Below are 15,060 nucleotides of genomic sequence, written 5' to 3' on the forward strand. Positions count from 1 at the left end.
TCTCCCTTCGAATTTTAAATTTTTATTTTAGTTTTCAACATATCTCATCTCGTCAACATAGGCACGAGCATGTCCCCAAAAATACTTTGTAGGTTGCATATATTTTTCTAATCCAGCGCGTTTAATCGTTTCAAAGGCTTCTTCATTTGCTTCATTTAAAACTGTGCTTTCATGAACAGTTTTTACATTTCTGCCTTCCATGATAAGTTTTCCATCAACAATGACATGATCTACATCATTTGCTACTGCTTGAAATACTAAACGATGAACATGCATATACTCTGGAGTCAAATGTGGTTGATGAAGATTAACTGTTATGACATCTGCTTTTTTTCCAATCTCAAGTGAACCAATTTCATCATCCCAACCAATACATTTTGCTGCATCAATCGTGATCATTTCTAAAAGCTTTCCAGGTGGTAAATAGTAATAGTCTCTGAGCGCTGCTTGATGTACAAACTGTGTTTTCCTCATCGCTTGGAATAAGTCAAAACTCGTAGATGGTGAGGTACCGTCTGTAGAAATGGCAACTGTTGCTCCCATTTCAATTAATTCTGTAATTGGTGTACGTGCATTAACTTGTCCAAAACCTGGAGAAGCACTAATATTTGTACCAGTTTCAGCTAATATTTTGGCTTCGTCGAATGAAATTCCTCGACAATGCTGAAGATGGACATCTGGACCTAATAGTGCATTTTCTTTATCTTGAATTGCTAAGTGAATCATTCCACCAAATGCATCTGAGTGAATTCTTGTATTATATTTCCTAGCAATCTCTCTTATTTTTTTAGCTTGATAAAGATCATGTTTTGTTAGTCCGTAAAGTCGATCTGGGGAAGTCGGATAGGAAGGATCTACGGACGTTACAATAACAAATGGTGTAATAAAGGCTCTTGTTCGATCATCATTTGCGTGATTTAATGCCTCGATAACCGCTTCGGCACCTTTTAAAACTTCTTCATAAGTAACTTCTTTCTCAATTCTTTTCCCGTCAACCCATCTACTAAATGAATGTGGCCAAGGTGGGTTACACGGACCTGTACAAACTACTTCACGAACTCCTACTTCGTTGTAAGCTTTTGCATGATTTATTGCAAATATGGGATCATCAGATCTCGGCACTGAGCCTAACACACTAACGCCTGTTGTAATACCGGCTTTTAATCTCTCAAGTGCTGATAGCTTTCCTTCGTAGTACCAAAAATCATCCGTCACATAATGCTTATACGTATTCGTCATAATCGGCATCCAAAAATCGATATTCTCCATCGCGATTGTTTTAAACATTGAATGACCACCATGACCATGAACATCTATTAATCCAGGTAGAATACATTGATGACTACAATCAATTACTTTTTTTGCCTCATACTTGGTATTCAAGTTTTCAGTCAAATCAACATCTACAATTCTTCCATTATGAATTGCAACTGCACCTTTCTCTATAATTCTTCTTTCTGTGTCCATTGTGATAACAGTTCCATTAACTAATAGCAAATCAATCATTTTTATCCTCCTATTGCAAACTTCTCTTTAAAAACTGAAACAGCATAATAAATTATGCTGTTCCATTGAATTACTTATTTCACTGTTACATCATCAAGCATTAAATAACTTGCTGGGTTTAACCAAAGTCCTTTAACTGATGAGCCAGTCACTGCTAAATGTTCATAGTTACGAATAGGTACATATGGTACATCTTTGTTTTCAATTTCTTGTGCTTGAGCATAAAGTTCTTTACGTTTTTCGCTATCCGCTTCTTGACGAGCTGATTCAATTAATTTATCAACTTCTGGGTTGCTATAGAATGAACTATTTCCTGCTGCACCTTGGGATTTACTATCAAATAAGTTAAATTGGTTATAGTCGCCATCACCAGTAGCATTTCCCCATCCACCAATTGCAACTTGATGTTGACCTTTTGCGATCGCATCAATATAAGCACCGTATTCAAGAACTTGAATTTTTACATTAATACCGATACCTTTTAATTGAGATTGAATAACCTCAGCCATATTAATTCTTTCTTTACGGTCACTAGTTGTAAGTGTAAATGATAGACCGTCCTTAATTCCCGCTTCTTTTAATAGCTTTTTGGATTCATTAATATCGTAGTCATATCCTTTAATATTAGAGTCATATCCAAATACTTTTGGGCTCATTGTTGAATTGGCTTTTGTTCCAACATCGTTATATACACCTTTAATAATTGAATCTACTTCAATTGCATGTGCAATCGCTTGACGGACACGAACATCATTAAATGGTTTTTTCTTTGTATTGAAGCTTAAATATTCTACAGCTAGTCCATCTGTACGGTATAAATCCATTGTGTCAGAAGCTTCAATTCGATCGATTTCTGTTACAGGCACTTGATCAGTTACATGTGCTTCGCCAGTTTCGATCATTGCTAGTCTTGTAGCATCTTCAGGAACTACTTTAAAGACTACACCATCAATTTTAGGTTTATTACCCCAGTAATCTTTATTTTTTTCAATTTTAATTTCTTCTCCTGATTTCCAAGATTTAAATACATAAGGACCAGTTCCAACTGGATTTCGCCCAATTTTATCACTGTTTTCTTTAATCGATTTTGGACTAATAATACTTCCTTCATTACTCATTAAAATTGATAAAAGTGGAGCATATGGGTATTTCAAAATAAACTGAACCGTTGAATCGTCTACCACTTTAACTTCTTTTATCATTTCAAATTTACCAGCCTGAGGTGATGCAGTTTTTGGATCAAGTACTCGATCAAAATTTGTTTTTACTGCATCTGCATTAAATGGTGATCCATCCTGGAACTTAACACCTTGTCGTAATTTGAACTCCCAAGTCACATTATCTACTTGCTTCCATTCAGTTGCTAAAAGAGGTTGTGGCTCCATATTTTTATCTGGTTCAACTAATGTTTCATATACCTTTTCATAAACAACATTAGCTGATGGTATATCAGTAATAAAATGTGGATCTAATGTAGTCGCATCAGATAGTCTAGCTACGACCAAAGTTCCTCCTGCTTTTGCTTTTGTTCCTGTTGCACTACTGCTTGTTTGGTCAGATGTACAACCTGCCAGCGCAGTAGAAATTGTTAATAATGATGCAAATAATACTCCAGCTGTCTTTCTCTTCATTGTTTTCTTCCTCCTCTTATTACTTTCCCTATGATTCTCTTGTTCACCATTTTCCCTGAGTACGTAGGCTTAATCAAATTATAAAAAAAAATAAAATTTTATATTTTCAGAATCTTTACTCGTTTTTTAATTATCTTTACTGCTTTTCCGCATTATATTTACTTCAATTCTAATTTTGAATAAATTTAAACAAAGAAAAGGGGGAAAAAGAATGAAAACAGAGATTGTATTGAATAACAATGAAATCAAATTAGAAAAAAAAGAATCTCAAAAACTAAAAAGATGGAAAGTATTTTATAAGAAGTTTAAAAAAAATAAATTGGCACTAGTTGGTGGATATATCGTACTTTTTTATATTTTAGTAGCTTTTTTGGCACCACTTATTTCACCGAAGGATCCTTTTGCGATTGATTTAATGCATAAGCTACAACCTCCATCACTAGAACATTGGATGGGAACAGATGATAAAGGAAGAGATATTTTAAGTAGAATCATTTATGGAAGTCGTCTTTCAATTTCTGTAGGTTTCGTATCTGTCTTATTTGGAGCAATTTTCGGAATCACTCTCGGGTTGATTGCAGGTTATTACGGAAAATGGGTTGATACGATCATTATGAGAGTTGTTGATATTTTACTAGCATTCCCAGGTATTCTACTAGCACTTGCGATCATTAGTGCACTAGGTCCTAGTCTAATTAATGTAATGGTTGCTGTCGGTATCTTTTCAATCCCAACGTTTGCACGAATCGTTAGAGGATCTACATTATCCGTCAGAAAGCTTGAGTATATAGACGCAATTCGTGCATTAGGTGCAACTGATTTAACAATTATATTCAAACATATTTTCCCGAATATTCTTTCACCAATAATTGTCCAAGCTACGTTAAAACTTGCTACAGCTATTCTTTCAGCAGCAGGCTTATCATATCTAGGATTAGGTGCTCAGCCTCCATCACCAGAATGGGGAGCGATGTTAAGCAGTGGACGTGATTACTTATTTACCGCACCCCACATTGCCTTATTCCCGGGTATTGCGATTTCAACACTTGTATTAGGATTTAATATTTTCGGAGATGGACTAAGAGATGCTCTTGATCCAAGAATGAAAAAATAAGGAGGAAAGTACATGTTTCTATTTATTGTCAGAAGAATTATACAAACTATTCCAGTTTTACTTGGTGTAAGTTTAGTCGTTTTTTTAATCATGCAGATGGTTCCTGGTGATCCAGCAACACTACTTGCTGGTGAAGGTGCTACGAAACAAACAATCGAAATGATTCGTCATCAACTTGGACTTGATCGTCCTGTCATTATTCAGTATTTCGACTATGTTGTTCATGTATTACAAGGAGATTTTGGTGAATCGCTTCGAAATAATCGTCCAGTATTAGATGAGATTATGATTCGTTTGCCTATTACAATTGAACTTGCACTGGCTAGTATTTTCATTACAGTTGTACTTGGTATGCTAGCAGGAATTATATCAGCGACTAAACAGTACTCTGCAGCTGATATTACAATTATGATTGTCGCTTTACTAGGAATCTCTTTACCAAGTTTCTGGTTTGGTTTAATGCTGATCTACTTCTTTTCAGTTAATCTTCATATATTCCCAGTTGCTGGCTGGGGAACGTTTAAACATATGGTACTGCCAGCATTAACATTAGGTGCAGGTGGTGCTGCAATAGTAGCTAGAATGACTAGATCAAGTATGTTAGAAGTTGTTCGTCAAGACTATATGCGTACAGCAAGAGCAAAAGGATTAAAAGAACATGTCATTATTTATAAACATGGTTTAAAGAATGCTCTTATTCCTGTTATTACTGTTGTTGGACTTCAGTTTGGTGCATTACTTGGTGGTACCGTTTTAACAGAGTCAGTTTTTGCAATTAATGGACTTGGTAGATTAATTGTTGATGCAATTAGGACAAGAGATTTACCGATGGTTCAAGGTGGCGTATTAATCGCTTCAGTTATCTTTGTATTTATGAATCTAGCTGTTGATATTCTCTACCGTTACTTTAATAAACGAGTTGACTTGAATTAAGGAGGTACTACTATGAAAAAACAATTTGATGAAACAATTCTTGAGGTTAAAAATCTACAAACCTACTTTTATACAGATGAAGGAATAAGTAAAGCTGTTAATGGAATTAGCTTTAAATTAAAAAAAGGTGAAACACTTGGAATAGTAGGAGAATCTGGAAGTGGTAAAAGTATTACATCATTATCACTATTAGGATTAATCCCATCTCCTCCAGGAAAAATAACTGGTGGTAGTATTCTTTTTAAAGGTGAAGATTTACTAGCAAAAACGGAAAAGCAAATGCGTTCCATTCGAGGGAATGAAATTTCAATGATTTTTCAAGAGCCAATGACATCTTTAAACCCAGTTTATTCAGCTGGCGAACAAATTGCAGAAGCGATTCGTCTTCACCAAAAATTAGGCAAAAAGGAAGCTTGGGAGAAAGCAGTTGAAATGCTTCGACTTGTAGGGATCCCATCTCCTGAAAAACGTGCAAAGCAAGAACCACATGAACTTAGTGGTGGTATGAGACAAAGGGTTATGATTGCAATGGCACTTGCTTGTCATCCAGAAGTGCTAATCGCAGATGAACCGACTACTGCTCTTGATGTGACAATTCAAGCGCAAATTCTGGAATTAATTAAATCACTCCAAAAAGATTTAGGTACAGCTGTCATACTAATCACGCATGATCTAGGCGTCGTTTATGAAACTTGCGATCGAGTGGCTGTCATGTACGCTGGAAGAATTGTTGAATATACATCAGCAAAAGAACTTTATAATAACCCTAAGCACCCATACACAATCGGGTTATTAAACTCTCTTCCACGTCTTGATATGGATCAGGATGAATTAACAACAATACCTGGTACTGTACCTAGTCCATTTAATATGCCTAAGGGCTGTAGTTTTGCACCACGCTGTGCACATGCAAAGCCAATGTGTCATGAATCAGTGCCAGATTTACTAACACTCGACAAAAATACTGAAGTCAGTTGTTGGATGTATACATCACAATGGGAAACTGATCATACCATCATAGAGAAAGTAGGGATTGAATAATGGCATTACAACTAGTGGATAAAAAAATACTACTTAATGTAGATCATTTAAAACAATACTTTCCAATTAAAGGAGGCATTTTAGGAAGAACGGTTAATCATGTAAAAGCTGTAGACGATATTAGCTTCCACATTTACGAGGGGGAAACTTTAAGTATAGTTGGAGAATCTGGTTGTGGTAAGTCTACTACTGGTAGAGCCATTCTAAGATTAGACGAGCCTACAAGTGGGAGTATTCATTTTAAGGAAAAAGATTTATTAAGCTTAGGAAAAAAAGAAATGCGTAAAATAAGAAAGGATCTACAGGTAATCTTCCAAGATCCGTTTGCCTCACTTAACCCTAGACAAACAATTGGACAAATTTTAGGTGAAGCATTAGCCATTCAAAATGTCGTTCCAAAAGAAGAACGTAAAGCTAGAATTGAGGAATTATTAGGACATGTTGGGTTAAGACCAGAAGCAATGGAACGTTATCCTCATGAATTTAGTGGCGGTCAACGTCAGCGTGTCGGAATTGCACGTGCACTTGCTGTTGATCCAAAACTAATTATTTGTGACGAAGCAGTTTCTGCACTAGATGTTTCAATCCAAGCCCAAGTATTAAACTTATTAAAATCATTGCAGAAAAAATTCTCACTTACCTTTCTTTTTATCTCACATGATTTAGGTGTAGTAAGACATATTTCTGATCGAGTAATGGTAATGTATTTAGGAAAAATTGTTGAGATTGCTGATAAAAAATCAATATTCGAAAATCCTCAGCATCCTTATACACGTGCCCTATTATCTGCTATTCCAGTACCGAACCCGGTACATCAAAGAGAAAGAATTATCTTAACAGGAGATGTCCCTTCTCCAATCAATCCTCCAAGCGGCTGCCGTTTTCACACAAGATGCCCTTTCGCGATTGATATTTGCAAAACAAAAGCACCTGAATTAAAATTATCTGAGCAAAATCATCAAGTTGCTTGTCACATCATTAATTAAATAGTATTCTTATAGGCATGAAGTGAAGGAAAAGAAGAGAATTGATCCTGCCATGTAGAGATTCTACTTCTAATAATTAGATATAAATGCTTATAAAATTGGATTATAAATCGAATGTTGATTCGATTAAGATATTGTAAGGCTCCTATGGAAAATACGCGAAGATTAGAGACTCCTCTAAGAAGCTCCAATAGGATGCTCAGCTTTCGTTCCCTTCCATTGGAGCAACTTTCGTTGAAATCACCTAATTATAAACAAAATTTTCAAAAAAATTAAAAATATTATTAAAAAAACTAATTGAGGTTCTTCATGCTTAGTTACGAGGGATTTACTTTACTAATTATGCTATTTATTTTAGCTCCTATTATGGGAGCTATTGCTTTATTATTTTTGTTTATCTTTGAAAAAAGAATTGACTTACTTGAAAATAAAAATAGAGAAATTCGGTTAGAACATGCATTACAAGAAGCTCAATACAATAAATTAAATCAGCAAATTCAACCGCACTTTTTATTTAATACACTTAATGTCATATTAAGCTTAGCGCGTTTAAATCGAACTTCGGAATTAATCCGAGCCCTAGAAACGTTCTCTCAATTTTTAAAATTTAAATATAAATCATCCGAGCCCTTAATCCAGTTAAATCAAGAAATACAATATACTCAATATTATTTAGACATTCAAAATCTACGGTTTGGTGATCGTCTTAAAACAGAGTTAGATTGTCCAAAAGATTTATTTAATGCGCTAGTTCCCCCTTTCATTTTGCAAACCTTAGTAGAAAATTCATTTAAACACGGTTTAGAAAAAAAGATTGGAGAAGCTTTACTGGATATTCGATTTTATCAAGATTCCGAGCTAATCTGTTTAGAAGTTATAGATAATGGTTTAATGGGAATGACTAATACTTTTTCTAATCAAGAAGGCCATGGATTAGATAATATAAAAAAGAGATTACAACTATATTTTGGTAATAGTGGTCATGTACTGATTACTTCAAATGAATCAGGAACAAATGTTAAGGTCGTCTGGCCACTTATATATGAGAGTAAAGGAGGGAAAATAAATTGAATGTGTTATTAGTAGATGATGAACCATTAGAGCTTGAACAGATGGAATATTTAATAAAAAATAGTTTTCCATTATGGAAGTTTTTTAAAGCTGCTGATGCATGCCAAGCCATCACAATTAACCAAAACCATAAAATTAATATTGCGTTTCTAGATATTAATCTACCTGGACGTTCAGGACTGGAGTTTGGTGAAGAGCTTAGAGCACTAAATAAAGACGTAGATATTATTATGGTTACAGCATATCAAAGTTTTGATTATGCACAACAGTCAATCCGAATCGGCGTTCTAGATTATTTAACTAAGCCAATAATAGAAAGTGAATTATATAAAGTTTTATCTAAATATAGTGAGACCGACACATCAAACCAATATTCTAGTTTAATCCATCAAACTCTTTTATATATTCATGATCATTTCGCTGAAAAACTTTCTCTTTCTGATGTTGCTCGAGAAGTTCATACGAATCATACTTATTTAAGTAGAAAATTTCACGAAGAAGTCGGTGTTTCGTTTTCAGAATATTTAATAGACTATAGAATACAAGCAGCCAAGCGATATTTAACAAATAATCCAAATTGGAACATTTCAGATGTAGCAGAAAACTCAGGCTTTAATAGTCAGCATTACTTTAGTACTTTATTCCGCAAAATTGAGGGCATTACTCCGAAAGAGTATCGTGAGAAAGGAAAATAAACCGTGAATTCACGTTCATTTAGAGAATACGTACAAGGACCTATTCAAATTGGAATGGGAATGGGAATTATTTCTCTCTTGGCACGTTGGGTAACAGGAACTACGATATTATCTTCGCCAGAATCAATGATTAAATATGGCGTATTTGGTGGAATTGGATATGCATTTTTAGGTGCGATTGCATTATTTGTATTTAGTTTTATCGGGAAAAAAGTTCGACAGGAGTACCCTGATGGTTTAACAATTGGAGATTATTTGAAGAAGAAACTACATCCACTTGGTTATTGGATTATGATTTGTATTTTAATATTAACTAGTTTACACATATTATATATACAGTCGATGACCGCATCTACGTTATTTCATTTTCTTTTTAATTTACCGTTGTACATAGAAATAATCATATTTATAAGCTTTTGTGTACTTTTTGCAGGTTTTGGTGGATTAAAGATGATACATGGATTAGCTGGATTCCAAGTCATTACAATGTTTGCAGCGGCAATTTTAATTCCGTTGTATTTTTTCGTAAAAGAAGGCGTTCAACCCGTATATGATGGGATTAAACTATACCATCCATACATGCTAGTCATTGATCATTACGATTTATGGGGTTTTTTATTTTCAGGTTTATTAGTTGGATTTGGTCAGTTTTTCTTTGACATTACTTCATGGCACCGATTATTTATGATTGAATCGAAAAAACTACCTTTAACATTCTCAATATCCGGCTTAATTTGGTGTATTTTCCCACTTTCATTTTCATGTCTTTTTATTATTGTTATATTTACAGGTGGATTTACAGATATTCAATCAATTTTAGTTGGTTTAGCAAATAAAATTACAACACCATTTTTTTTCATACTCTTTGTTTTATGTGCATTTAATGCGATTACATCAACATTTGGTGCGGTATTACATTCGCTTGCTAGTTTAATCATTATCAATATAATCGAACCATTTCGCACGATAAAAAATGATCAAAAAAAAATAAAACTTGCTTATCTTCTATCCGTGATGATTGGGGCGATCATCTTTTTCGCTACAATTATTCAATCAAAAAAAATTATTGAACTATTATTTTACTCAGGAAATGTCTATTCTGCATTGTTATTTCCAATTTTAGTTATTGTCTTTAGTAAGGGGAAAGTCGGTAATTACATTCCAATTAGTATTGTAATTAGTATCATACTTTCTTATATTGTTCAGCCGTATGTAGGTGAATTTCAAAGTATTTGGTTGAGTTTATTATTTTCTATTGTGATTATTATTTTAGGTTTTACAATCCAATTTTTTAGTAAGAAAGAGTCTGTAAATATGTCATAAAGAAGAGCTAATCAGTTGAATTGATTAGCTCTTTACGCTGTTGAAAAACAATCTTGTCAATTAAATTACCAAATTTTCGTAAAAGGAGTAGAGTGATGTTGATTTCCACTACAGGATGCTCGCTTTCCATGGGGCGAGACCTGAACCTCCTCGGCAAGCCTGTGGGGTCTCAGCCTTCCCGCTTATCCCATAGGAGTCGAGCACCCCTCCGTTCCAATCACCATATTCATCAAAAAAAGACTGCTATAAAAACCTAATCAACTATCCTTTACTTAGAGTAATAAAACAATTGTTTATTAATCAATTTGTAGGTCAATTAATATCAAACATTAATTTATAAACTAATCAATTGAATTTGTTTTTCTAAAAGATAGCTCAGGATTTTCTAATATTCACTTACATATTTTGAACGTTTATTTTTCAGTTTTAAATTGCTTAAAAATAATTTATCATTTATTATTTGCCCATGAGACTAAAGCGATGAAAATAGATTATGGAGGTTACATTATGAAGGTTTTACTTTTTGGAGCAACAGGAATGGTTGGTCAAAGTGTATTAAGAGAATGCTTACAAGATTCTTCTGTTAGCTCGATTTACTCAATTGGTCGTAGTATTACAGGGATTCAACATGAAAAATTGTATGAAATTAAGCATTCTAATCTACTTGATTTATCTCCAATTGAAAGTCAATTATCTGGATTTGATGCATGTTTTTTTTGTTTAGGTGTTTCATCATTTAGAATGACAGAGGAAGATTATCGTAAGATTACATATGACCTTACCCTATCCATCGCACGTACATTATCAATGTTGAATCCACAAATGACTTTCATTTATGTCACTGGATCAGGTACCGATAGTACTGAGAAAGGTCGACTAATGTGGGCTAGAGTGAAGGGAAAAACAGAAAATGACTTGTTAAAGTTACCGTTTAAAGCTGCATACATGTTTAGACCAGGTGCAATTATTCCACATAAAGATATAAAATCAAAAACTAAACTATATCAATACGGCTATAACATAACGAAACCTATTTATCCGATGCTAAAAAAACTCTTTCCAAACTCAATAACAACTTCAGAACAAATTGGTCGTTCAATGATTAATATTGCAAAAGCTGGTTATCATAAGCCATTAATTGAGGTTGAAGATATTAATAGGACAGCAGAAAAAAGTTAAGTAAAAAGAGTTTAGGGGAAAGATTCTTCAATCTTTCCCCCATTTCTCTCCCCATTAAGTATTTAAATATGGAGCTCCTCGTCTTGTGTTGGCTGCTGAAGATGCGTCTTCACTTGTATCTAGGTATGGACTACCACCATCGTCATAATTAATTTTATTAGAATCGTCGTTTTCACTCGTGTCTAAGTATGAGTTGGTAGCAACGTGGATATGGTTGTCATCAGTTTTTCTTGATTGATTATCTTTTGACATGATTATTTCACCTCTATATTTATATTGTGTATCGTAGTAACATTAAATTACAGGTAGTTTGAGGTAATTAATTTGTTACCTCGATTTCAAAGGTTTATTCTTTTTGAACTACTTTTTTCTTAATAAGCAATCAGACAAAATTGTTCTTGGTAATAACAAAAAAGGATAGATAATCCAGATATTTTCTAGATTATCTATCCTTTTTTTATTTTATCCTTAGTTAACAGCTACATCTTCTAATACTCGGACAAATTCACCTTTATTAACTGGATAACCAGCTTCAGCGATTTTAACTTTTACAATTTTACCAATCATGTCTTCTGTTCCTTCGAACACGACTTTTAGATAATTATCTGTGTAACCTATTAATAGTCCTTCTGCGCCATCTTCAGTATACTTTTCTTCCGGAATAACTTCTAGAACATCTCCATCAAACATTGATGCGTATTCTTTTGCAAGCTGATTTGATAATTCAATTAAACGGTGTACACGTTCATTTTTAATTTCTTCGTCAACTTGATCTTCCATACGTGCAGCTGGAGTACCTGTACGTTTAGAGTATGGGAATACGTGTAATTCAGAGAATTTATTGTCGCGAATGAAATTGTACGTTTCCATGAACTCTTCTTCAGATTCACCTGGGAAACCTACGATTACATCAGATGTAATTGAACAGTTTGGTAATACTTCGCGTAGTTTTTCAATTCTTTCAGCAAATTCAGCCATTGTATATTTACGACGCATACGTTTTAGGACTGTATCTGATCCTGATTGTAGTGGTACGTGTAAGTGACGAACAACAATATTTGAATGACGAAGAACTTCAATTACTTCATCTGTGATTTGGCTAGCTTCAATTGAAGAAATACGAACACGTTTTAATCCTTCAACTGTTTCTAAATCTTTTAATAACATTGCTAAGTTGTAATCTTTCATGTCTTGACCGTATCCACCAGTGTGAATACCAGTTAAAACAATTTCCTTATAGCCTGATTCAACTAATTGCGTAGCTTGTTTTACAACTTCTTTTGGATCACGAGAACGCATTAAACCACGTGCCCAAGGAATAATACAGAACGTACAGAAGTTGTTACAACCTTCTTGAATTTTTAATGAAGCACGTGTACGGTCAGTAAAAGCAGGTACATCAAGCTCTTCATAAACTCGTGCTTTCATGATATTCCCTACGCCATTAATTGGCTGACGCTCTACACGATATTGCTCGATATAATCTAACATTTTAGTACGGTCCTGTGTACCAACAACGATATCCACCCCAGGAATTGCCATGATTTCGGCTGGAGATGTTTGTGCATAACATCCAGTTACACAAATTACTGCATCTGGATTTTTGCGCACGGCACGACGGATTACTTGTCTACTTTTTTTGTCACCTGTATTTGTAACTGTACAAGTATTAATTACATAAACATCAGCTTTTGTCTCGTATTCAGTACGGTCATAGCCTGCTGCTTTAAACAGTTGCCAAATTGCTTCTGTTTCGTAATGGTTAACTTTACAGCCTAATGTATGAAAAGCTACTTGTGGCATTTCTTCACCCCATTAATTCAAAATGAAAGGAGGCAGCAGCTAAAACATAAAATGGTGCTGTTTCTGTTCGTAGAATTCTTGGTCCAAGTCCACATAGCTTAGCACCTTTTTCTTCTAGCTGATTAACTTCTTTCTCTGACAAACCACCTTCTGGTCCGAAAACTACTAATAATCGTGAACCTTCCTTTAATGATTGGAATGTCTGAACAAGTCCTGCTGATTCTCCTGTTTTTGCACTTTCTTCATATGCAACAATACACGCATCATAATACTGTATTGAGTTAAGTAATTGTTGAAAAGATGCTGGCTGTTCCACGGTTGGTACAATAAATCGATATGATTGTTCAGCCGCTTCTTTTGCAATTTTTTGCCATCTATCAACCTTTTTACTAGCTTTTTTATCATCTAATTTAACAATTGATCTAGCTGCAGCAAAAGGTAAAAAACCAGAAGCACCAAGCTCCGTACCTTTTTGTATGATTAGCTCTAGTTTATCACCTTTTGGTAGTCCACTAGCAATCGTAATTGATATTGGCAGTTCATTTGTATTCTCAACATATTCTACAACAGCTGCAGCTATTTGTTCACTAGAAATATTTGTAAGTGTACAACGAACAGTTGAAGAACCTGGAACTGTACAAATGATTTCTTGATCTAGCTTCATTCGCATAACATTTGCGATATGATGAGCATCATCACCAGTTATTGTAACAAGATCATTTTGCAGCTGCGTTACTTCTATAAAATATCTTTGCATCTTACATTCCTAGTTCTGGCTTTTTTGCAATAATTGCAACCCAGTCCTCTAAATGTAATACTTCCTTCACTTCAAAACCAACTCTTTTAAGCTCATTTTCGATGTCTTCTTGTTTAGCGCCAATAATTCCTGATGAAATAAATGTTCCACCTGGTTCTAAAACATTAAACACATCGTCTACGAAACGCAGAATAATTTCAGCAAGTAAGTTTGCAACAACTACTTGGAACGGACCTTCAATTCCTTGTAGTAAGTTACCTTGTCCAACTTTTATAACATCGTCAACCTTGTTTAATACAACGTTTTCTCTTGCACTTCGAACAGCTACATCGTCTAAGTCATAAGCTTCTATATTTGTAGAGCCAAGTTTAGCAGCTGCAATACTTAATACTCCTGAACCAGTACCTACATCAATTACACGGTCCGTTGATTTAACAACTTTCTCAAGTGCACGAATACACATAACAGTTGTAGGATGAGTACCCGTACCAAACGCCATTCCCGGATCTAGTTCGATAATTAATTCGTCTGATGATTTGACTTCATACTCTTCCCAAGAAGGTACAATTGTAAAACGATCTGAGATTGAAATTGGATGATAATATTTTTTCCATGCAGTCGCCCAATCTTCTTCGTTTACTTCATGCACAGCAAATGTATTTTTTCCTAAATCAATATCATATGAAATTAAATTATTAATTGCTTCTTTTATACCGTCGATTGTATCGTTTAAAAAACTATTCACAGGAAGGTATGCTTTAACGATTACACCTTCCTCTGGATAATCTTTTGGGTTAAGTTGGTAGATTTCACCGTAAACCTGTGCTCGCTCCTTCGTCAAATCAAACACATCCTCTATGACAACACCACTTGCACCAGCTTCGTGTAAAATGTTAGAAATCGGTTCAACCGCATCCTGTGTAGTGTGAATACTTAATTCTGACCATTTCATAAACTACCAACTCCATTCATACTCTCTTCTTTACTTGGCAATACCCTCTAATCATAGTCAGAATTAGAG

General features: G+C 34.4%; 14 protein-coding genes. 8 read left to right on the forward strand and 6 right to left on the reverse strand.

The features are described from left to right. Positions 1-27: 27 nt before the first annotated feature. Both BM319_RS11005 and BM319_RS11010 read right to left on the reverse strand, forming a co-directional pair. Positions 28-1,506 carry an amidohydrolase family protein gene (locus BM319_RS11005; RefSeq protein WP_091022666.1) on the reverse strand — a complete coding sequence of 493 codons (1,479 nt, stop codon included), beginning with the start codon at positions 1,504-1,506 and terminating at the stop codon, positions 28-30. A gap of 74 nt (positions 1,507-1,580) precedes the next feature. Beyond that, positions 1,581-3,137, reverse strand: coding sequence for a glutathione ABC transporter substrate-binding protein (locus BM319_RS11010; protein ID WP_091022668.1), 1,557 nt, complete (start codon positions 3,135-3,137; stop codon positions 1,581-1,583). 211 nt (positions 3,138-3,348) lie between these two features. Between BM319_RS11010 and nikC the strand changes: the two genes are divergently transcribed. The 8 genes from nikC (at position 3,349) to BM319_RS11050 (ending at position 11,479) form a co-directional block, all read left to right on the forward strand. Next, on the forward strand, positions 3,349-4,251 hold the full coding sequence (nikC, locus tag BM319_RS11015) for a nickel transporter permease (protein ID WP_091022670.1): 903 nt from the start codon (positions 3,349-3,351) through the stop codon (positions 4,249-4,251). Between the two features lie 12 nt (positions 4,252-4,263). Continuing rightward, on the forward strand, positions 4,264-5,184 hold the full coding sequence (locus tag BM319_RS11020; RefSeq protein WP_025569271.1) for an ABC transporter permease: 921 nt from the start codon (positions 4,264-4,266) through the stop codon (positions 5,182-5,184). Positions 5,185-5,196: 12 nt separating this feature from the next. Further along, the gene (locus BM319_RS11025; protein ID WP_069035084.1) at positions 5,197-6,225 is read left to right on the forward strand and encodes an ABC transporter ATP-binding protein; all 1,029 of its coding nucleotides are present in this window, start codon (positions 5,197-5,199) and stop codon (positions 6,223-6,225) included. Further along, on the forward strand, positions 6,225-7,211 hold the full coding sequence (locus tag BM319_RS11030) for an ABC transporter ATP-binding protein (protein ID WP_025569167.1): 987 nt from the start codon (positions 6,225-6,227) through the stop codon (positions 7,209-7,211). The genes BM319_RS11025 and BM319_RS11030 overlap by 1 nt, the downstream gene beginning before the upstream one ends. A gap of 309 nt (positions 7,212-7,520) precedes the next feature. Beyond that, positions 7,521-8,282 carry a sensor histidine kinase gene (locus BM319_RS11035; protein ID WP_091022672.1) on the forward strand — a complete coding sequence of 254 codons (762 nt, stop codon included), beginning with the start codon at positions 7,521-7,523 and terminating at the stop codon, positions 8,280-8,282. Beyond that, on the forward strand, positions 8,279-8,977 hold the full coding sequence (locus tag BM319_RS11040; protein WP_091022674.1) for a response regulator transcription factor: 699 nt from the start codon (positions 8,279-8,281) through the stop codon (positions 8,975-8,977). Before BM319_RS11035 ends, BM319_RS11040 begins: the two co-directional genes overlap by 4 nt. Before the next feature lie 3 nt (positions 8,978-8,980). Continuing rightward, complete coding sequence (locus BM319_RS11045) at positions 8,981-10,300, forward strand: SLC5/6 family protein (RefSeq protein ID WP_025569163.1); 1,320 nt, start codon at positions 8,981-8,983, stop codon at positions 10,298-10,300. 507 nt (positions 10,301-10,807) lie between these two features. After that, positions 10,808-11,479: a Rossmann-fold NAD(P)-binding domain-containing protein gene (locus BM319_RS11050; RefSeq protein WP_091022676.1), complete on the forward strand. Its 672-nt coding sequence runs from the start codon at positions 10,808-10,810 to the stop codon at positions 11,477-11,479. Between the two features lie 54 nt (positions 11,480-11,533). On the opposite strand, the gene BM319_RS11055 is transcribed toward BM319_RS11050, so the two are convergent. The 4 genes from BM319_RS11055 to prmA all read right to left on the reverse strand — a co-directional run bounded on the left by BM319_RS11055 (position 11,534) and on the right by prmA (position 14,991). Beyond that, entirely contained in the window at positions 11,534-11,731 is a 198-nt protein-coding gene (locus BM319_RS11055) for a hypothetical protein (protein WP_069035087.1), read from the reverse strand. Positions 11,732-11,947: 216 nt separating this feature from the next. Then, on the reverse strand, positions 11,948-13,282 hold the full coding sequence (gene mtaB, locus BM319_RS11060) for a tRNA (N(6)-L-threonylcarbamoyladenosine(37)-C(2))-methylthiotransferase MtaB (protein WP_091022678.1): 1,335 nt from the start codon (positions 13,280-13,282) through the stop codon (positions 11,948-11,950). Positions 13,283-13,286: 4 nt separating this feature from the next. Beyond that, entirely contained in the window at positions 13,287-14,039 is a 753-nt protein-coding gene (locus BM319_RS11065) for a 16S rRNA (uracil(1498)-N(3))-methyltransferase (RefSeq protein WP_091022680.1), read from the reverse strand. 1 nt (position 14,040) lies between these two features. After that, positions 14,041-14,991, reverse strand: coding sequence for a 50S ribosomal protein L11 methyltransferase (prmA, locus tag BM319_RS11070; RefSeq protein ID WP_091022682.1), 951 nt, complete (start codon positions 14,989-14,991; stop codon positions 14,041-14,043). Positions 14,992-15,060: the final 69 nt, after the last annotated feature.

Origin of the sequence: Bacillus sp. UNCCL81, assembly GCF_900112535.1 — a bacterium.
In the GTDB taxonomy this organism is placed as follows: domain Bacteria; phylum Bacillota; class Bacilli; order Bacillales; family Bacillaceae_G; genus Gottfriedia; species Gottfriedia luciferensis_B.

Coding starts and splice junctions, on each gene's coding strand:
- BM319_RS11005 (WP_091022666.1), bottom strand. CDS start 1,506: ATGATTGATTTGCTATTAGTTAATGGAACTGTTATCACAATGGACACA.
- BM319_RS11010 (WP_091022668.1), bottom strand. CDS start 3,137: ATGAAGAGAAAGACAGCTGGAGTATTATTTGCATCATTATTAACAATT.
- nikC (WP_091022670.1), top strand. CDS start 3,349: ATGAAAACAGAGATTGTATTGAATAACAATGAAATCAAATTAGAAAAA.
- BM319_RS11020 (WP_025569271.1), top strand. CDS start 4,264: ATGTTTCTATTTATTGTCAGAAGAATTATACAAACTATTCCAGTTTTA.
- BM319_RS11025 (WP_069035084.1), top strand. CDS start 5,197: ATGAAAAAACAATTTGATGAAACAATTCTTGAGGTTAAAAATCTACAA.
- BM319_RS11030 (WP_025569167.1), top strand. CDS start 6,225: ATGGCATTACAACTAGTGGATAAAAAAATACTACTTAATGTAGATCAT.
- BM319_RS11035 (WP_091022672.1), top strand. CDS start 7,521: ATGCTTAGTTACGAGGGATTTACTTTACTAATTATGCTATTTATTTTA.
- BM319_RS11050 (WP_091022676.1), top strand. CDS start 10,808: ATGAAGGTTTTACTTTTTGGAGCAACAGGAATGGTTGGTCAAAGTGTA.
- BM319_RS11055 (WP_069035087.1), bottom strand. CDS start 11,731: ATGTCAAAAGATAATCAATCAAGAAAAACTGATGACAACCATATCCAC.
- mtaB (WP_091022678.1), bottom strand. CDS start 13,282: ATGCCACAAGTAGCTTTTCATACATTAGGCTGTAAAGTTAACCATTAC.
- BM319_RS11065 (WP_091022680.1), bottom strand. CDS start 14,039: ATGCAAAGATATTTTATAGAAGTAACGCAGCTGCAAAATGATCTTGTT.
- prmA (WP_091022682.1), bottom strand. CDS start 14,991: ATGAAATGGTCAGAATTAAGTATTCACACTACACAGGATGCGGTTGAA.